We start from the raw sequence: 18,979 nt of genomic DNA, 5'->3' as shown, positions 1-18,979 counted from the left end.
ATGGCCGGGACGGCCATCGAATGGCGAAGCTACTGAGCGTGATTGTGAGAACCATGAGACGACCTTCTGGCCGCCGTAAGAAGTGAACCTAGCATCGGAAGCGGTACCGGCGGGCTCATTCCGGCGACAGTTCGGACGCCAGTGCCGCGAGCAGCGCCGCGACGGCCGGATCGCGCACCGCCGCGCGCCAGGCGATCGCATAGGTCACCCGCAGGGGCGCGCCACGTAACGGCCGCCAAACCAGACCGGATAGTCCGTTTACGCGCGACGAGCTGAGCCCGATCGCGTCGGGACGTGACGGCAGCACGGCCAGCATCTGCGCATGGCCCATCGCGCTGTCGCTCAGCCGTACCGCCGCGCCGCGGTCGGCGAGCGTACGCAACAGCGAATCATGCAGGCCCGCGGCGGATTCGCGGGAGAACAAGATCAACTCGTGCCCATCGAGCTCGGCCGGGTCCAACGGCGCCGCCGCCCCGGCGAGCGGATGCCGCTCGGACATCACGACGCCCAGCTCCTCGCGGGCAACCGGACGTTGCGCGAAGCGTTCGGGCAGCTCCACCGGGGCGCGGACCAACGCGAGATCGACTTCGTCGTCATCGAGAAAACGCACCTGATCGGCGGTGGTCCCACCGGTGAGCACCATCCGGGCATCGGGCAGCACGGCGGTGAGCAGGCCGCCGATGTGGGCGGGCAGCCAGGGCGGGACGCCGTTCAACAGCCCGAGACGCAGCACCGGGGCACCGGCGGCGGCAGCGCGCCTGGTCTCGCGCATCGCCTCGTCCATCGCGCGCAGCACGTTCCTACCGGAGCGCAGCAGCACCGCGCCCGCGGCCGTCAGCTCCACCCGCGGCTCCCGGACCAGCAAGGGGCCGCCCAGCTCCCGCTCCAGCACCTTGATCTGCTGGCTGAGCGTCGGCGTCGAGATGAACAATCGCTCCGCGGCCCGGCGGAAGTGCAATTCCTCCGCCAGAACCACGAAGTACCGCAGCTGCCGCAACTCCACGCGGCCGACGCTACCGGCCGGAGCTCACCAGCCGCGCTCGGCCAGGCGGTGCGGCTGGGCGATCTCTTCGACGTTGATGCCGACCATGGCCTCGCCGAGCCCGCGCGACACCTTCGCCAGCACGTCCGGGTCGTCGTAGAACGTGGTGGCCTTGACGATGGCGGCGGCACGCTGCGCCGGGTTGCCGGACTTGAAGATGCCCGACCCCACGAACACGCCCTCGGCCCCGAGCTGCATCATCATCGCGGCGTCGGCGGGAGTGGCGATGCCGCCCGCGGTGAACAGCACGACAGGCAGCTTGCCCGTCTCGGCGATCTCACGGACCAGCTCGTAGGGCGCCTGCAACTCCTTGGCCGCGACGAACAACTCGTCCTCGGGCAGCGACGACAGGCGACGGATCTCCTGGCGGATCTTGCGCATGTGCGTGGTCGCGTTGGACACGTCACCGGTACCGGCCTCGCCCTTGGAGCGAATCATCGCCGCGCCCTCGGTGATTCGGCGCAACGCCTCGCCGAGGTTGGTGGCGCCGCAGACGAACGGCACGGTGAAGTTCCACTTGTCGATGTGGTTGGCGTAGTCCGCGGGGGTGAGCACCTCGGACTCATCGATGTAGTCGACACCGAGGCTCTGCAGGATCTGCGCCTCGACGAAGTGGCCGATGCGTGCCTTCGCCATGACCGGGATGGAGACCGCGTTGATGATGCCGTCGATCATGTCCGGGTCGCTCATCCGGGAGACCCCGCCCTGGGCACGGATGTCGGCGGGGACGCGTTCCAGCGCCATCACCGCGACCGCACCGGCGTCCTCGGCGATCTTGGCCTGCTCCGGCGTGACGACATCCATGATCACCCCACCCTTGAGCATCTCGGCCATGCCGCGCTTCACGCGGGCGGTACCGACGGTCTGGGTGGTCTCGGGGGTGGTCACGGCAAACTCCTCCAGGCATGTGCGCCAAATCGATCACTCGCATACGAACGCCACGATTCTAGGTGGGCGCAAAAGGCCACTTGATAGCCAGTTGGAGTGCACTGGCCTGGTGCGATCTCGGTAATGGCGCCTTACGCCGGGAAGGCTCGGCCGCAGTGCCGTCCCGGCGCCGCACTGGCCTGCCCGGTTCGCGCCGGGCGCCCGATCACAGCGGGCCGACCACCAGCAACTGCGCCCAGTACTCCGCGGCCGCGGGACCGATCAGCGGCAACAGGAAATCGAACAGCAGGTACGACATGAACCAACTACCTCCACAACCGAACAGGAACAGCCCCGCCGTCAGCGGGACCACGACACCGAAAGCACATGCGTCCCCGACAGCAGTACCCTCCGGCGCCCTGGATCATCGCGACGCTATCACGATCGTGAAACACATCACACGTGTTCCGTGGCCGGTCAGCGGATGGAGCGGACCTCCGGATCGCCGGTGCCCGACGCGGCCTGAGCTGCTTCGGCCAGCAGTTCGTCCAGGTGATACGGGTAGACGGTTTCGCCGGAGCGGTCCAGCGTGACGATGTCGGCGGCGGTGCACCATCGGTGCCCGGTGATGGAGCGGCGTTCGATCGCGGTCAGGTTCGCCGGTTGCGGGTCGAAACCACGCACCCGCAGGGCGAAGAACAACTCCTCGCTCCGGATCAGCTCCCCGTTGAAGGGGAATACCGCTACCCGCCGCCAGATCGGACCGCGCAGGGCGGCCGGATCCCCGCGATATCCGGTCTCCTCGTACAGTTCCCGTACCGCCGCCGCGCGCAGGCTCTCCCCCGGCTCCACGCCCCCGCCGACGGTGAACCAGAACGACACCTGCGGCGTCTTCGGATCGTTGCCGCGCATCAGCAGAGTCCGGTCGTTCTCGTCGAACAGCACCACCCGCGCGGTGGTGCGGATGGTGTCCACCGCGAGGCCGGTGGACGCGGCCGGGGTAGCGCGCTCGGTGATCTCGAAGTAGGACGGCAGCGGCGCGGTACCCCCCAGGTGCAGGACGCGGACCGGGCGGCGCGTGCGCAGCGCCAGCGTGTCGCGTACGGCGTCGTTGTGGAAGCGGCGTGCGATCAGCACCCTGGCCTCGGCGTCGGCCAGTTCGGCGACGAGTTGCGGGCGCAGCGTGCCGATGTCGACCGCCGACAGCGCGGTGGACAAGCGGTTCTCCACGGTCTCGCGCTCGGCGCGACCGGCGCGCTCGGCCCGGTCCGCCAGCGCTGCCAGTTGTCCGGCCTGCTCCGACAGAGCCGGATCGGACACCGGACCCGCGATCGCCATGGCGACCGACCTGGCCACCACCGCCCGGCGGGCCAGCGCCGCGTCGAGCGCCTGCCAGGACTGATCCGAGCGCACGTGCAGCCGGTCGAGCCGGTTGGCGGTGGAGTACGCCCACAGACCGATCGCGACGACAACCGCCGCGATCAGCGCGAGGACCAGAACGGTCGTCGCGGAGAAGGTGATCATCCGGCGGCCCGCACTCTCGTGTCGCCCACGGTCACCGTCTCGTAGACGCGCAGGATCTGTTCGGCCACCACCGGCCAGTCGTACTCGCCGACGACCTGAGTCGCGGTGTGCACGAGCCCCTCCCTGCGCACCTCGTCGGTGAGTACGGCATGCAGCGCGGTGGCCAGCGCCGCCGAGTCGCCGACCGGGACCAGCATGCCCGCCGAACCGTCCCGCAGTACCCGGCGGAAGGCGTCCAATTCACTGGCCACGACCGCGGTGCCCGCCGCCATCGCCTCGATCAGGATGATGCCGAAGCTCTCGCCGCCCAGGTTGGGCGCCACGTACACGTCGGCGCTCCGCATCGCGGAAGCCTTTTCCTCGTCGGACACCTGGCCGAGGAAACGCAAGTGGCCGGACAGGTCGCCCGCTTCCCGGCGCAACCGGTCCTCGTCGCCGCGGCCGACGATCAGGATCTCGACGTCGGGATGTTCGCGCACCAGCTCGGGCAGCGCGCCGAGCAGGACCTCCATGCCCTTGCGCGGCTCGTCGTAGCGCCCCAGGAACAGCACCGTCCCGCCGGGGCGCGGATAACCAGGCAACATCGGCGCGCGCGCGAACGCAGGGACGTCGACGCCGTTGGGGATCTCCACCGCGTCCGAGCCGAGCGCCTCGACCTGCCAGCGGCGCGCGAGCTCGGACACCGCGATACGACCGGAGATCTTCTCGTGATACGGCCGCAGCACACCCTGAAAAGTGCTCAGCACCAGCGATTTCGTCGTAGAGGTGTGGAAGGTCGCCACGATCGGGCCCTCGGCGATCTTCAGCGCGAGCATGGACAGGCTCGGCGCGTTCGGCTCGTGGATGTGCAGCACGTCGAAGTCGTTGCCCTCGATCCACCGGCGGATCCTGGTGTAGGCCATGGGCCCGAACGACAGCCGCGCCACCGACCCGTTGTACGGGATGGCCACGGCGCGCCCCGCCGACACCACGAACTCCGGCAGCGGGGTGCCCTCGGACGCGGGCGCCAGGACGCTCACCTTGTGCCCGCGTTCGATGAACACTCGCGCCAGTTCGACCACATGCGCCTGCACCCCACCGGGGACGTCGAACGAATAGGGGCAGACCATGCCGATCTTCATGGCGATACGTCCCCCTGTTCGGCTTTGATGCTCGCCTGCGCGGTGGCGATCCTGGCACGCCGCTGCGGCGAGAGATCGCTCTCCCACAATGGTTGCAGCATGTGCCAATCCGCGGGGTGCTCAGCGATATTCGCCGCGAAAGTTTCCGCCAACGCCTGGGTGGCCGCCGCCACGCCATCGGAAACATTCAGCGGCGCTTCGACTTTCAGGCCCCAGTCCTCTCGGCCATCGGCGTCGACCTCGAACCAGGCGTGCACCGGCAGCAATGCCGCGCCGGTCTCGATCGCCAGTTTCGCCGCACCCGCCGGCATCCAGGTGCGCTCGCCGAAGAACTGCACGGGCACGCCCTTGCCGGTGAGGTCGCGTTCGCCCAGCAGGCACACGATCTTGTTCTGTCGCAGTCGGGCCGCCAGCAGACCGAACGGCGGCTGCTCACCGCCGGTCAGCGGGATCACCTCGAAGCCGAGGCTCTGCCGATAAGCGACGAACCGCTCGAACAGCGACTCCGGCTTCAGCCGCTCGGCCACGGTGGTGGGGCCGCCGTAGTGCTGGACCAGCCAGACGCCCGCAATGTCCCAGTTGCCGGAATGCGGCAGCACCAAGAGCACGCCTCGGCCCTTCGCAATCGCGGCATCCAGATGCTCCAGCCCGCCGACGTCATAGTCGATCGCGGCATGGTCCATCGTGGGCAGCCGGAACGCCTCCCGCCAGTACCGCGCGTAGGACCGCATGCTGGCGACGATCAGTTCGTCCGGCACGTCGGCGGGAAGCACACCGAGCACGCGCGCCAGATTGCGCCGCAACTGGTTCGGCGCGCCGCCCGCGTGAAATTCCCGATTGGCGCGACGGGCGACCCGGTCGGCGCCCCACTCGAACAGTCGTCGTGCCGTCGTCTCCGGCAGCGCACGCACCAGTCGCCAGCCCGCCGCGTATCCGGCGGCGCCGAGCTGTTCCCCGATCGTCATCCGAGCCCCCGAGCTGCAGGTCCGCAATTCATCGTGACGGATACCCGGACGCCACCGTCGATCGGTTCGCGCCCGGCATCGGGTGAGGTCACGTCGGAAGCCCCGAGGTGTCGGCGGTGCCCGCGCCAGGGCGCTGCGACTGCCCGGTCGGGATCACGGTGCGCGCTCCCGGCGAGTTGCGTACGGCCAGCACCCGCTGAACGACGGTGACGATGCTGAGCACGGCGAGGATCCACATGGCCACGTGCACGGCGTAGGTCAGCCATTCGATCCCCCAGTAGCCACCGATGCCGGTGAATCCGGCGCCGACCAGCACGATGATCAGCCGGTCCGGCCGCTCGATGAGGCCGCCGTCCGCGGACAGCCCACTGGCCTCGGCGCGCGCCTTCGCATAGGAGATCACCTGCGAGGTCACCAAGACGACCAGCGTCGCGGCGAACAAGGGCTTGTGCTGCTCGTGGAAGACCGCCCACCAGGCCAGCCCGCCGAAGATCGCCCCGTCGGCCAGCCGGTCACAGGTGGCGTCCAGCACCGCGCCGTACTTCGTGCCGCCGCCGCGCGCCCGCGCCATCGCCCCGTCGAGCATGTCGAACATGACGAACAACCAGATCACCATGGTTCCCCAGAACAGGTGTCCGGTCGGGAAGAGCGTGACCGCGGCGACGATGGAGGCGGTGGTGCCGATCAGCGTCATCGCGTCCGGCGTCAGTCCGGTGCCGACCAGCGCGCGGCCCAGTGGAGCAGTCGCCTTCGCGAACGTCTCGCGGCCGAAGAAACTCAGCACGGCCGACCCGCCCGGTCGCTCATCTACGCCTCCTTCCAGGCCGCCGACAGCAGCGCCCTGGTCTCCCGCAGCAGTTGCGGCATCACCTTCGCCCCGCCGATGACCGTGATGAAGTTCGCGTCGCCACCCCAGCGCGGGACGATGTGCTGGTGCAGGTGGTCGGCCAGCGACCCACCGGCCACCCCGCCGAGATTCAGCCCCACGTTGAAGCCGTGCGGCCGGGACACCTTCTTCATCACCCGGATCGCCTGCTGGGTGAAGGCCATCAACTCGGCGCTCTCCGCCTCGGTGAGATCCTCCAGGTTCGCCACCTTGCGATACGGCACCACCATCATGTGTCCCGGGTTGTACGGGTACAGGTTGAGCACGGCGTACACCAACTCGCCCCTGGCGACGACCAATCCGTCCTCGTCGGACATCTTCGGGATGTCGGTGAAGGGGTGGCCGGTCGAATCCTTGGGACCGGTGGCCGCCTCCGCGATGTAGGACATGCGATACGGCGTCCACAGGCGCTGCAGCCGATCCGGTTCGCCGGCGCCGGTGTCCACGATGCTGCCCGGCTCGGCCGAGGTCGCGGTCCCGTCCAGATCCGCGAGCCCCTCCGGCACCGTCCGCTCGGTCATGCCCCACCCTTGTTCGCTGATCGGATTTCGAAACCCTCGGCCGTCGGCGACGCGTTCTCCCGGTGGGCGATCCACGCGACGATGGTGGCCACCGCGTCGTCGACCGGCACGCCGTTGACCTGGGTACCGTCGCGGAAGCGGAAGCTCACGGCGTTCGCGTTCACGTCGCGCTCACCGGCGAGCAGCATGAACGGCACCTTCTGGGCGGTGTTGTTGAAGATCTTCTTCTGCATCCGGTCGTCGCTGCGGTCCACCTGTGCCCGGATGCCCTCGTCCTGCAACCGTTCGATCACCCGATCCAGGTGCGGGGCAAAGGTATCCGCGACCGGGATGCCGACGACCTGCACCGGAGACAACCAGGCCGGGAACGCGCCCGCGTAGTGCTCGGTGAGCACACCGAAGAAGCGCTCGATCGACCCGAACAGCGCGCGGTGGATCATGACCGGCCGCTGCTTGGTGCCGTCCGACGCGGTGTACTCCAGGTCGAAGCGCTCGGGCAGGTTGAAGTCGAGCTGGATGGTCGACATCTGCCAGGTGCGCCCCAGCGCGTCCTTGGCCTGCACGGAGATCTTCGGGCCGTAGAAGGCGGCGCCGCCGGGATCGGGTACCAGCTCGAGACCGGAGGCCGAGGCGACCTTGGACAAGGTCTCGGTGGCCTCCTCCCAGATCTCGTCGGAACCGACGAACTTCTTCGGGTCCTTGGTGGACAGCTCGAGGTAGAAGTCGTCGAGGCCGTAGTCCTTCAGCAGATCCAGCACGAACCGCAGCGTGTCGGTCAGTTCGCTGTGCATCTGCTCTTTGGTGCAGTAGATGTGCGCGTCGTCCTGAGTCATGCCGCGCACCCGGGTCAGGCCGTGCACCACGCCGGATTTCTCGTAGCGGTAGACCGAGCCGAACTCGAACAGCCGCAGTGGCAGCTCCCGATACGACCGGCCGCGGGCACGGAAGATCAGGTTGTGCATCGGGCAGTTCATCGGCTTGACGTAGTAGTCCTGGCCGGGCTTGCGGACCGTGCCGTCCTCGTTGAGCTCGGCGTCCAGGTGCATGGCCGGGAACATGCCGTCGCGGTACCAGTCCAGGTGGCCGGAGACCTCGAACAGATGGCCCTTGGTGATGTGCGGGGTGTTGACGAACTCGTAGCCCGCCGCGACGTGCCTGCGACGCGAGTACTCCTCCAGCTCCTTGCGGATGATGCCGCCCTTGGGGTGGAACACCGGGAGACCGGAACCGAGCTCGTCGGGGAAGCTGAACAGGTCCAGCTCCAGGCCGAGCTTGCGGTGATCACGGCGCTCCGCCTCGGCGAGCAGGTGCAGGTGCTCGTCGAGCGCCTCCTGGGACTCCCACGCGGTGCCGTAGACGCGCTGCAGGTCCTCCCGGCTCTGGTCACCGCGCCAGTAGGCGGCCGAGCTGCGGGTCAGTTTGAAGGCCGGGATGAACTTGGTGGTCGGGATGTGCGGGCCGCGGCACAGATCGCCCCAGATCTTCTCGCCGGTGCGCGGATCCAGATTGTCGTAGATGGTCAGCTCTTTGCCGCCGACCTCCATGACCTCTGGATCATCGATCCCGGACTTGTCGCTGATCAGCTCCAGTTTGAACGGCTCACCGGCCAGCTCGACCCTGGCCTCGTCGACCTCGACCACCCGGCGGGAGAAACGCTGCGCGCCCTTGACGATCTTCTTCATCCGGGATTCCAGCTTGGCCAGATCCTCCGGGGTGAACGGCCGCTCGACCCGGAAGTCGTAGTAGAACCCGTCCTTGATGTAGGGACCGATGCCCAGCTTGGCCTCGGGGAATTCCTGCTGCACCGCTTGGGCGAGCACATGCGCGGCGGAGTGCCGGATGACGTTGCGGCCGTCGGGGGTGTTCGCCGCGACCGGCTCCACGTCGACGTCCTCGTCCGGGGTCCAGGACAGATCCTTGAGTTCGCCGTCCAGCCGGACGACGACGACGGTCTCCGGCCCCTTGGTGGACAGTCCGGCCTCGCGCACCGCGGCGCCCGCCGTCGTCCCGGCCGGCACCCGGACGAGGGCGACTGGGCTGATGGCGGCTGAGGTGGTCACGGCTGCGCTCTCCTTGGCGTTTCTCGTGCGCGGGCGGGGTCCCGCTGGATGGTGGCCGATCGCAAGTTCGTCCGGCGCGACCATGCTACTGTCCCGCCGCTTCGGCCCGCCCCTCCGGGTTTTGGGCCGTAGCGGTCGGGTGGCGCGAGATTTGCGTTCGGGTCTCTCTCCGGGTGACACCGGAGTTCCTGGCGTTCCCGTCGAGTTGTCGCGCGCCGGATGGTCAGCCCTGGGCGGCCAGGTCCGCGAGCAGTGCGATGCGTTCGGCGGCAGAACGTTTCGGGCAGCTGGTGCACATCTCGCAGCCGGGGACCTCGAACACCAGGCAGCAGGAGATGCGCCGCACGAAGGTGCGTCCGCCGATCTCGACGAAACGCGGAACCGGAAGTTTGCCGCCGACCTCGGCGGCCAGCCGCGCGCCCGCGTCCGGCGACCCGGCATCCAGTGCCCGATTGCCGATCGCGTCGGCCACGATCGCCCACAACGCGGGGACGCCTGCGCTCGACACCCGGGCGACCGGCGGGATGACGGTCGCCAGCGTCTCGCGCAGCGCCGATGCGCTACCGGAAGCCCGGGCGCCGTCCACCGGGATGCGCACCCGTTCGATGCCGCCGTCGGGGCGCACTTCGCATTCCAGCCGGTCCAGCGCGGCCTCGGGGGCGTCCGCGTCGTGCGCGTACGCCCGCGCGATCTGCTCCACCAGCGCGGACGCGGCCATGCACCACCACAGCGTGCCCGCGATACGCAGCGACGTGGTCCCCCAGGAATGGCCCATCTCCGCGATACGCGCGGCCAGCCATTCCGGTTGGGTGAGCATGCGCCCCGGAACGGTGGTCACCGTTACAGGGGGCTGCGCAGCCATTCCCATTCGACTCCGATCCAACTACCCACAAGCCCGAAGGTTCCCAATACCCACAGCGTCGCCACGACCAGCGCGGCGGTGCCGACCGCCCCGGCCACCTGCACGGCCAGACCTTGCCGGGAGTACCAGTCCATCAACTGCCGATACCGGTCCCGCAGCCAGGTCAAGACCCGGTGCGCCCAAGCGAATTCGGTGGCGAGGATGCCCAGCCCGGCGAACACGATCGCCCAGCCGGGACCGGGATAGGGAATCGCGAGCACACCGGCCGCGAGCACGGCTACACCGACCACCGCGACCACGATCCGGTAGCCGAGGTACAGCGTAGGTCGTCGTTCGAGCCCGGCGCGGAAGGCGCGCCAGCGGGTCGGCCGATCGTCCGAGCTCGTTTCGAGGTCTGCCGTCACGTTTCCCAGGGTACGAGGGTCCGGCACAGCGAATCGCGATCCCACTCGCCCGGACACGGTGATCCCGCCCGAGCAGGCCGCCCGGGCGGGATCACCCATCCCCGTCCGATCAGACGAGTTCGGGGGCGGGCTGATGGCCCGCGTCATCGATGTGCGCGATCCCGTTCTCGGTCACCTCGACCACCCGGGCACTGGCGATGTCGAAGAACAGGCCCGACACCTTGACGCCGCGCTCGGCGACCGCCTTGCGCACCGCTGGGTGCCGGTGCAGCAACTCGAGCTGCACCGCGACGTTCACCATGGCCAGCTGATCGACCTCGCCGAAACCGGCCTCCCGCGCGGCACTCGCCACCGGGTGGCCCGCGTGGAACCGCTCCAGGCTCGGTCGCGCATGGGCGAGCCAGGCGTCCACGCCGGGGACCTGGGCCCCGGCGTGCAACGCCTTCATCGCACCGCACGAGGAATGCCCGCAGACCACGATCGAGCGGACGTTCAGCTGCTCGAGCGCGAACACCAGCGCGGCCTCCACCGACGCGTCACCCTCGGCGGGCGCCAGGTTGCCCACGTTGCGCACCGTGAACAGATCGCCCGGCCCGCTGTTGGTGATGATGTTCGGCACGATCCGCGAGTCCGAGCAGGTGAGGAAGAACGAATCCGGGTCCTGCGTGTCGCGCAACTCGTCCAGATGCGGCCGGACGACGTGCGCGTGGCTGCGGTGGAAGGCCGCCACACCCGCCGCGACCGGATTCTCGTGCCGCTCGTCGCGCCGCCAAGGGCCGAGGATGTCGTCCCAGACCGAGCGGGCGAAGCTGCGCGCGGGCGGCTGCGCTGCGGCGTGGGCCATCCTGGCGCCGCCGATCTCCACGAAATCGACGTTGCCGCCGTTGTTCACCTGCTGGCGGGCGAATTCCTCGATGGCCTCGAACGCCGCGTGATCGAGGAAGTCGACGGTCATCTCCACCGTGACGTCGGCTCCCGGAGGTATCTTCGCGAATTGCGCCGACAGCTTCGGCAGCGCGAGGAAGGTGGCCGATCCGTCGATGGTGACCAGCCAGCGCTGCGTGCCGGGTACCTGTCGGGCCTCGATCGCCACCCGCACCACCCGCCACAGCAGCAGGCCGAAGGCCAGGCCCAGACCGATCAGCACGCCCTCGAGCAGGTTCGCGAACACCACGCCGAGCACCGTCACGGCGTAGACCAGCAGGTCGCCGGTGCGCCGCGCCAGTTTGATGTGGGCCAGCTTCACCAGTTGGATGCCGATCACGATGAGCAGACCGGCCAGCGCGGCCTTCGGGATCTGCTCCACCACGGAGACCAGGGCCACCGAGAACACCAGCACCCAGACCCCGTGCAGGATCGCGGAGGCGCGGCTGTGCGCGCCCGCCTGCACGTTGGTGGCGCTACGCACGATCACGCCGGTGACCGGCAGGCCGCCGAGCAGCCCGGAAAGCACGTTCGCCGAGCCTTGGCCGATCAGTTCCCGGTCGAAGTCGGTGCGCTTGCGCGAGTGCATCTTGTCCACGGCCACCGCGGACAGCAGGCTCTCCACGCTGGCGATCAACGCGATGGTGACGACTGCCAGCGCCAGACCCGACCAGTCGCCGCGAGGCAGCGCAGGCAGGCCGATGGCGTCGAACAGCGAGCCGTTCAGCACGATGCGCACCGCGTCGAGCGGAAGCACCAGCGACAGCGCCGTACCCACGAGCACCGCGACCAGCGGACCCGGCACGACGCGGACCCTGGCGGGCAGGTACTTCCAGCCGAGCATGATCGCGATCACGACCACGCCGATCAGCGTGCCACCGCCGTGCAGGGACAACAGCTGCCCGGGCAGCTCGACGATGTTCCGCCAGGCCGAGCTGTGCGAGGAACCGCCGAGCAGCACATGGATCTGCTGCAGCGCGATGGTGATGCCGATACCGGCGAGCATCGCGTGCACCACCACGGGCGCCACGGCGAGCGCCGCCCTGGCCACGCGGCTCAGGCCGAGCAGGATTTGCAGCACACCGGCGGCGAAGACGATGAAACACGTTGTGCGCCAACCGAATTGATTGATCGTCTCGGCGACCACGACGGTGAGGCCAGCGGCGGGGCCGCTCACCTGCAGGACCGAACCACCGAGGCTGGCGGCGACGACACCGCCGATCACGGCGGCGATGAGCCCGGCGGCGACGGGGGCTCCGGAGGCGATCGCGATGCCGAGCGAAAGCGGCAGCGCGACAAGGAAAACAACGATCGATGCGGGCACATCGTGGCGCAGGATTTCGGTGAAGCGATCGGACAGCGGTCCGGAACTGCGGCTCGAACCCGCCGGTGCGGGCTTCGACGGTGGCGGGGCCAAATCGTGATCGATAGCCATGACTCTCCTTCGCCGACTCGGCTGTTTCGCCGAGGTCGGTTGACGATCAACATGTCCAGCAGGGCACAAGACCGCGAACCGGCATCTCGCGGTGAAGCAGTCCCGACACAGCGATGAGTCGAGATGTAAACGAGTGCAAGTCTATTGGTAAAGACTTAGCAAAGCCTGAGAAGTTCGCCGATTGTGTGCGATTCCCCACTGTCCGGCCGTCGTCCATCAGCATGATCCACCGCACAATGCCTGTTCAGACGGGTTCCGCCGCGATACCGCGCCGCTCGTCGCCGAACTCCGCGATGCCGTCGGCCATGACCTCGATCACCCGGGCCGTGGCGAGGTCGAAGAACAATCCCGATACCGCCACGCCCCGCTCCTCGATCCCTCGGCGCACGACCGGGTGCGCGTGCAGCGTCTCCAGCTGCACGGCGACGTTCACCATGCCCAGCTGATCCACCGGGCCGAATCCCGCGACGGCCGCCGCCGCGGCGACCGGATGCCCCAGCCGGTAGCGCTCCAGGCTCGGCCGGGCGTGCGCCAGCCAGTCGCCGAGCCCCGCCCCGGCCCGCACCTCGCGATGCAGCGCCTCCATGGCACCGCAGCCGGAGTGACCGCAGACCACGACCGCGCGCACGTCCAGCCGCTCCAACGCGTAGATCAGCGCCGCCTCCACCGAGACGTCCCCACCGCGCGTAGGCACCAGATTGCCCACGTTGCGCACGGTGAACAGGTCGCCAGGGCCGCTGTTGGTGATGACGTTCGGCACGATTCTGGCGTCCGCACAGGTGAGGAAGAACGAGTCGGCGTCGTGCCGATGGCGCAACTTGTCCAGGTGCGGGCGCAGCAGGTGGGCGTGGCCGCGGTGGTAGGCGGCGATGCCCGCCGCGATGCGGTCCTCCCGGTCGCCCGTGCGCCGCCACGGTCCGATGACCTGGTCGACGACCTGCCTGAAGTGCCCGCGCTCGGGCGGTCCGGCCAAGGCGGTTGCCATCCTTTCGCCGCCGAGTTCGACGAATTCCACTGCACTACCGTGCGTTTCGCGCTCGCGAGCCCATTCGGTGAGGAACTCGTGCGTAGCGTGGTCCAGGAAGTCGACGGCCATCTCGACGGTCACCTCGGCGTCGGCCGGGACCTTCGCCAGTTCCGCGGTGAGCTTCGGCAAGGCCAGGAAGGTGCACGTGCCGTCGATAGCGACCACCCACCGGCGCGAGCCGGGTACGGGAGCCGCGACGATCAGCACGCGCACCACCCGCCACAGCAGCAGCGCGAACGCGAGCACGAGACCGATCAGCATGCCCTGCAAGAGATTCAGGAACACCACACCCAGTACCGTCGCCAGGTAGACGTACATTTCACCGGCCCGCCTGGCCAGCCGGATGTGCGCCAGCTTGATCAGCTGCGCGCCGACGAAGATGAGCAGTCCGGCCAGCGCGGCGGTCGGGATCTGCCGCACGAGGCCGGCCAGGGCCACCGCGAACAGCAGGATCCAGACTCCGTGCAGCACGGTCGCCGCCCTGCTGCGAGCGCCTGCGTTCGCGTTGGTGATGCTGCGCACGATGACGGCCGCGATCGGCAGGCCGCCGAGCAGGCCGGAGACGACGTTGGCCGATCCCTGCCCGATCAGCTCCCGGTCGAAATCGGTGCGGTGACCAGGCCGCATCTTGTCTACCGCGACCGCCGACAGCAGGCTTTCGACGCTGGCGATGAGCGCGATCGTGATCACGGTCGAGGCGACGGCCGCCGGGCCGCCGGAGGGGATGGCGGGCAGGCCCAGGGACTCCAGCAACGACTCGTTCAGCACGAGGTGCTCGACCCGCGTGGGCAGGACGAGCGCCAGCAGCGTGGCGGTGACCACGGCGACGAGCGGTGCGGGGAGCACGCGCACCCGCCGTGGCGCGAAGCGCCAAGCGACCAGGATGCCGATGACGACCAGGCCCACGCACAGGTCGCCGGTGCGCACCGACAACAGCTGCCGCGGTAACCCCACCAGCGCGGCGAACGACGAACTCAGCGAGCTGCCCCCGAGCAGCACGTGCACCTGTTGCAGCGCGATCACCACGCCGATGCCCGCCAGCATGCCGTGCACGACCACCGGGGCGATGGCCAGCGCGGCGCGCGCGACCCGGCTCAGCCCGAACAGGATCTGCAGCACACCCGCTCCGACGGTGATGAAGCACGTTGCCGCCCAGCCGAATTGGTGCACACTCTCGGCGACGACCACGGTGAGGCTCGCGGTGGGCCCGCTCACCTGGATCGCGGAACCACCCAGCAATCCGGCCACCACACCGCCGACGACGGCTGCGATGAGTCCTGCCGCCACCGGAGCGCCGGAGGCCACCGCCACACCGAGCGAAAGGGGAAGCGCGACCAGGAAAACCACGATCGAGGCAGGTAGATCGGCACGGCCGACGCTGGTCAGGCGACCGGCGAGATGTGCGTGCGGCGACGTCCGTGGTGCGGAATCGGTGTCGGTGGACATATTTTCTCCTTCGCCGGGGTGGCCCCGGTTCATCGGTCAAACATGTTCTTGGCATCGAAAGCGAGCGGCGGGCGAAGCTCGGGTCGTTCCTCCGTCGGTGGAGGCGACCCCGTGACACAGTGATCGAAACGATAGTAAAGAGTTCGCAAAGGGTGTGGAAAGGTTCCCGGTTCCCAGAAAGGCAACCGCTACCATAATGTGACTCAGGTCACAGCGCAACAAAGAACGTCGACGGCTGCCGATTCGAGGAGCTTCGCAGCGACAGGACGCTCGACTGGACGGATGGCCAAGAGACAGCCCGCTCACCGGCGAACGACGTCGAAGACGAATCCCTCGATCGTGACTCCCGATGCGAACGAGAACGCCCACGCCACCAGCCCAGTGGAGCACGCGATACTTCGCCCACCGGACGTTCAGCCTGACGCTCACGACGAGCGTCTCCCACTTGCCGCGGTACGCGGGCCGAGGCAGTCGACGAGGTTCGAACGATCGGATACGCAAAATCCCCCCGACCTGGCGATCTGTCGAGGGGATGAAGTGGTCCCAGCTGGGATCGAACCAGCGACCTTCCGCGTGTGAGGCGGACGCTCTCCCGCTGAGCTATGAGACCTGACGGGTTCCGGCGGCGCGTGGCGCCCTCCGGACGAGACGAAACATTAGCACGCGCCACCGGTGGTTCACCAAATCGCCGTCCGGACAGGGATGGTTCGGCGCGGAGCCACCACTCGCGAGCAGTTCCTCCCGATCTTGCGCGAACTCTTGGTGGCGGACAAGCGGGGTCGCGACCACGCCGGCTGCGGTCGCAGATTCGGTGCGGCTCGACCATCGAGAGGACCACCGAGCGCCTCGACTCCCCCATCCACCACATGAGCCACCGGCGTCACAGCGCCCACTTTCCCGATTTCCGCCGTTCTACCAGCGGATTTGTACCTTTCACCGAGCGTCCGCTAATGTTCTGTCTCGCACCACGGAGGCCGGAAACGAGCCCCGGGGAGGCAGAATGCGGATGTAGCGCAGCTGGTAGCGCATCACCTTGCCAAGGTGAGGGTCGCGGGTTCGAATCCCGTCATCCGCTCGAGAGGTAGGGCCAGGCAACATTACGCCGTCCCCCTTTGCGCGGTGGAGTGGCCGAGTGGTGAGGCAACGGCCTGCAAAGCCGTGCACACGGGTTCGATTCCCGTCTCCACCTCGCGCGATTAGCTCAGCGGGAGAGCGCTTCCCTGACACGGAAGAGGTCACTGGTTCAATCCCAGTATCGCGCACCACCGTCTCACGAGGTCAGACCCGGTTTTCACCGGGTCTGATTTTGTTTGTGCCCCGCACGCGGATCGAGTCTCCACTGGCCATTCGTCGCGGTCCGGCTCGAGAACACGTAGTCGGCTACCCGTGAGCAGTCCGATATCTACTGGCAGCGTTCTCCCTGATCACGAGTAGTCGAGTTGGGAGTTCCGATGCGATCTCCGATCAGCCCTGGTCCAGGAGCTACGAGAGCCGCTCGGTTCGCCGGGTGTGCGCCGCACCTGATCGAGAGCGCCGGCTGCCAGGGAACGACTGCTGTCGCCGGCGACCAGGATGGGGCCGCGTGTCGGTGGGTGGGGATACGCTGTGGCGCACAGTGCCGGAGCCGAGTCAGGGGGTTGTCGCGTGACGATCAGCGCGGAGGTCGCGCAAGGCGCGGCGCCGGATGACGACGATCCCGAGTCACTCGACCTGCGCGACGACATCTCGTTCGAACTCGAAGAGGTCAACGAGGTGCTCGGGGAGCTGATCGCGCTGCGCGCCGACCAGAAGGCCAAGGATGGCGACCTGCTGACGGCTCGGCTGGGAGTCGGTGGCGAGAAGCCCGAGACACTCGCCCGGATCGGCGCTCGTTACGACCTTTCCCGCGACCGGGTGCGGCAACTGCACACCAAAGCGGTCGGGCAGATGATCCGGATGGCACAGCTTTCCGGACATCGGGCCGCCGCGGTCCTGTCCGCGCGCTACCCCCTCGACGCCATGGACCGGCAGCTCACACGCGCGCTGCTGGTGGAGACGTACGCGACCGACACCGATATCGCCGCGACCGAGCTGTCGTATCTCAAACTCCGGCTGGCCGGGCACGCCGCCGAGGACGCCAAGCGAATCGCCGGATTCGTCACCCAGCGCATCGCGGCGTGGCAGAAGAAGACCAACCGGCGCCTGGCGAAACTACACGACGCCGAGCCGCGCGCCACGAGTCAGCTGAATACCTGGTTGGGGCAGGTCGACTGGCCCCACGCAGGCACCGCGGCCGCGATCCCGACCTCGTCCGCGCGCACCGTGGACAGCGACGACGACGGCCGGGGGCGCTTCTATCTGGACAAGGTCGGTCGCGACGTGCCGTTCGACTCCGGTCTCGAGGCCAGGCTGCTGCGGATCCTCAACGCCGGCGATCTCGTCGAAACCTTCCTGGAGCAGCCCGCGGCGGTCGTCTACGAACTCGACGGCGCGCAGCGGGTGCACTATCCGAGCATCGTCGCGCGGCTCACGGACGGCCGCACCGTACTGATCGACGTCACGCCGCTGGGCCACGTCGGCTTCCACGTGAACGTCGTGAAATCCGCCGCCGCTCGGGCATACGCGCACGCCAACGGCTGGGGCTGGCTGGTCTGGACCGGCAGCCGCGTCGGCGTCCCGGATCTGCGCGCCCGCCCTGTCGACGCCGCTGGTGAACGGATGCTGCGCGACCTCGTCGAGTGCGGCCCCGTGCACTGGGCCGCGCTCCGCGAGGTGCGCGCGAAGACCGGCCTGGAACTGCTGGACTTCCTCGCGCTGGTGCTGCGCCACGAATGGCGGTGGGACCGGGCGCCGTTCCGGCTCAGCGCACCACCATCGCCCCCGCCAGGAAAGTGACGATCAGCAGCATCGCGCAGATGGTGATCAGCTGCCAGCGGCCGATGGTCACCTCGAGCTTGGCGATCGTGTTGCGCAGGGCCTTGTCGAGCCGGTCGTGATCGGCGATCGTGCGCTGGGCGGCGGCGAGCGCGTCGGCCCGTTCCTGCGCGGCCTGCTCCGCGCGCTCCAGTCGCGTGGTCATCTTCAGCAGATGTTTCTGCTTGTCGCGCAGAGCTTTCCGGGCCACCGCCAGCGACGTGCGCTGGTTGACCAGCTCCTGGCGCTGCCGGGCGATGACCGTGGCCTGCGTCTTCGTGTGGTACTCCCAGTCGGTCACGGTCGCCCAGCCTCCTGTCCTCTCGTCCCGATGGCCCCAGACATACTCGCCGCTCACCCAGCCCGCGATGAACTCGCGTAGCTCGACCGGCTCACGCCGCGGCGCCGCCATCGCGTGCTCGGTGTCGAGCACGCCGGTGACCGCGCGATAATCACAGGCGGCGGGCGCGAAGTCCGCGATGCCCAGAGCGTGCAGGTACGGCACCCAGTAGCCGGGTGGGCACAGCCACAACACGTCCGTGCAACCCTCGGCGCGCAGCCGTTCGGTGTGCTCCTGAGCGAGTCCACGCTCCAGCGGACCGCTGCGCACCTCGATCGCGTATATCCGGTCGCCCTTGCGCCAGTACACGTCCACCGGCAAGGTCCCGATGCGCTGATCCACTTCGGCCTCGTCGGCTCCGTAGGCGAGCAGCCTGCCGCACAACCAGTATTTGAGCCGCCGCATATCCCACTGGGCGGCGGCACATTCCGGGCACCCGCAGGCGTAACCGGTCTTCGATCCACGGATACGGCCGGAGGCCTCTCCGATACCCAACTCGGCGAGCATCGCTCGGCGCCCGCAGGCGATCTCCGCCCGCTGCTTCGTTCTCACGCGACCACTCCCCTGCACAAACCACCGCAGGCCCGGCGACCTACGCCATAGATCAAGAGTGCGTCAGACTCGGCTACCTCGCCAGCCCCGTTCACCCCGCGCTCGGGTGTG

At 68.6% G+C, this 18,979-nt stretch carries 15 protein-coding genes and 4 tRNA genes; 4 read left to right on the top strand and 15 right to left on the bottom strand.

What is annotated here, in order from left to right; all coding sequences use genetic code 11:
* Positions 1 to 115: 115 nt before the first annotated feature.
* The 14 genes from ABZ824_RS04620 to ABZ824_RS04555 all read right to left on the bottom strand — a co-directional run bounded on the left by ABZ824_RS04620 (position 116) and on the right by ABZ824_RS04555 (position 15,694).
* Complete coding sequence (locus ABZ824_RS04620; protein WP_356961621.1) at positions 116 to 1,003, bottom strand: LysR substrate-binding domain-containing protein; 888 nt, start codon at positions 1,001 to 1,003, stop codon at positions 116 to 118.
* A 24-nt stretch (positions 1,004 to 1,027) separates the two neighbouring features.
* Positions 1,028 to 1,930 carry a pyridoxal 5'-phosphate synthase lyase subunit PdxS gene (gene pdxS / locus ABZ824_RS04615; RefSeq protein ID WP_195042546.1) on the bottom strand — a complete coding sequence of 301 codons (903 nt, stop codon included), beginning with the start codon at positions 1,928 to 1,930 and terminating at the stop codon, positions 1,028 to 1,030.
* A 205-nt stretch (positions 1,931 to 2,135) separates the two neighbouring features.
* Entirely contained in the window at positions 2,136 to 2,282 is a 147-nt protein-coding gene (locus ABZ824_RS04610) for a hypothetical protein (RefSeq protein ID WP_356961620.1), read from the bottom strand.
* A gap of 104 nt (positions 2,283 to 2,386) precedes the next feature.
* A complete protein-coding gene (locus tag ABZ824_RS04605) occupies positions 2,387 to 3,430 on the bottom strand; it encodes an NUDIX domain-containing protein (protein ID WP_355071036.1) in 1,044 nt (347 codons plus the stop codon).
* Positions 3,430 to 4,554 (bottom strand): glycosyltransferase family 4 protein, encoded by a 1,125-nt coding sequence (locus ABZ824_RS04600; protein ID WP_355070447.1) that lies wholly within the window; start codon positions 4,552 to 4,554, stop codon positions 3,430 to 3,432. The genes ABZ824_RS04605 and ABZ824_RS04600 overlap by 1 nt, the downstream gene beginning before the upstream one ends.
* On the bottom strand, positions 4,551 to 5,519 hold the full coding sequence (locus ABZ824_RS04595) for a phosphatidylinositol mannoside acyltransferase (RefSeq protein WP_356961619.1): 969 nt from the start codon (positions 5,517 to 5,519) through the stop codon (positions 4,551 to 4,553). The genes ABZ824_RS04600 and ABZ824_RS04595 overlap by 4 nt, the downstream gene beginning before the upstream one ends.
* A gap of 88 nt (positions 5,520 to 5,607) precedes the next feature.
* On the bottom strand, positions 5,608 to 6,303 hold the full coding sequence (pgsA, locus tag ABZ824_RS04590) for a phosphatidylinositol phosphate synthase (protein WP_356961617.1): 696 nt from the start codon (positions 6,301 to 6,303) through the stop codon (positions 5,608 to 5,610).
* A gap of 23 nt (positions 6,304 to 6,326) precedes the next feature.
* A complete protein-coding gene (locus ABZ824_RS04585) occupies positions 6,327 to 6,926 on the bottom strand; it encodes an HIT domain-containing protein (protein ID WP_355070441.1) in 600 nt (199 codons plus the stop codon).
* Entirely contained in the window at positions 6,923 to 8,986 is a 2,064-nt protein-coding gene (thrS, locus tag ABZ824_RS04580) for a threonine--tRNA ligase (protein ID WP_355070439.1), read from the bottom strand. The genes ABZ824_RS04585 and thrS overlap by 4 nt, the downstream gene beginning before the upstream one ends.
* Positions 8,987 to 9,209: 223 nt before the next feature.
* Complete coding sequence (locus ABZ824_RS04575) at positions 9,210 to 9,824, bottom strand: (2Fe-2S)-binding protein (RefSeq protein ID WP_356961615.1); 615 nt, start codon at positions 9,822 to 9,824, stop codon at positions 9,210 to 9,212.
* A 2-nt stretch (positions 9,825 to 9,826) separates the two neighbouring features.
* Positions 9,827 to 10,252, bottom strand: coding sequence for a TIGR02611 family protein (locus ABZ824_RS04570; protein WP_355070436.1), 426 nt, complete (start codon positions 10,250 to 10,252; stop codon positions 9,827 to 9,829).
* Between the two features lie 109 nt (positions 10,253 to 10,361).
* Positions 10,362 to 12,611, bottom strand: a complete 2,250-nt coding sequence (locus tag ABZ824_RS04565) for a bifunctional SulP family inorganic anion transporter/carbonic anhydrase (RefSeq protein ID WP_356961613.1) — start codon at positions 12,609 to 12,611, stop codon at positions 10,362 to 10,364.
* A gap of 244 nt (positions 12,612 to 12,855) precedes the next feature.
* Positions 12,856 to 15,084, bottom strand: coding sequence for a bifunctional SulP family inorganic anion transporter/carbonic anhydrase (locus ABZ824_RS04560; protein ID WP_356961612.1), 2,229 nt, complete (start codon positions 15,082 to 15,084; stop codon positions 12,856 to 12,858).
* A gap of 538 nt (positions 15,085 to 15,622) precedes the next feature.
* A tRNA-Val gene (locus ABZ824_RS04555) sits at positions 15,623 to 15,694 on the bottom strand.
* Positions 15,695 to 16,086: 392 nt separating this feature from the next.
* Here ABZ824_RS04555 and ABZ824_RS04550 point away from each other — a divergent pair.
* From ABZ824_RS04550 to ABZ824_RS04535, 4 genes are all read left to right on the top strand, one after another.
* A tRNA-Gly gene (locus ABZ824_RS04550) sits at positions 16,087 to 16,159 on the top strand.
* Positions 16,160 to 16,202: 43 nt separating this feature from the next.
* Positions 16,203 to 16,273 (top strand) — tRNA-Cys (locus ABZ824_RS04545).
* A 1-nt stretch (position 16,274) separates the two neighbouring features.
* Positions 16,275 to 16,349: transfer RNA gene (locus ABZ824_RS04540), tRNA-Val, on the top strand.
* A gap of 379 nt (positions 16,350 to 16,728) precedes the next feature.
* The gene (locus ABZ824_RS04535) at positions 16,729 to 17,958 is read left to right on the top strand and encodes a sigma factor-like helix-turn-helix DNA-binding protein (protein ID WP_356961611.1); all 1,230 of its coding nucleotides are present in this window, start codon (positions 16,729 to 16,731) and stop codon (positions 17,956 to 17,958) included.
* On the opposite strand, the gene ABZ824_RS04530 is transcribed toward ABZ824_RS04535, so the two are convergent.
* Positions 17,924 to 18,868 carry a hypothetical protein gene (locus tag ABZ824_RS04530; protein WP_355070428.1) on the bottom strand — a complete coding sequence of 315 codons (945 nt, stop codon included), beginning with the start codon at positions 18,866 to 18,868 and terminating at the stop codon, positions 17,924 to 17,926. The two genes, ABZ824_RS04535 and ABZ824_RS04530, sit on opposite strands and share 35 nt — an antisense overlap.
* Positions 18,869 to 18,979 lie beyond the last annotated feature (111 nt).

The organism is Nocardia sp. NPDC047038 (assembly GCF_040644075.1).
In the GTDB taxonomy this organism is placed as follows: domain Bacteria; phylum Actinomycetota; class Actinomycetes; order Mycobacteriales; family Mycobacteriaceae; genus Nocardia; species Nocardia sichangensis.
This window is presented reverse-complemented; position numbering and strand designations above follow the sequence as displayed.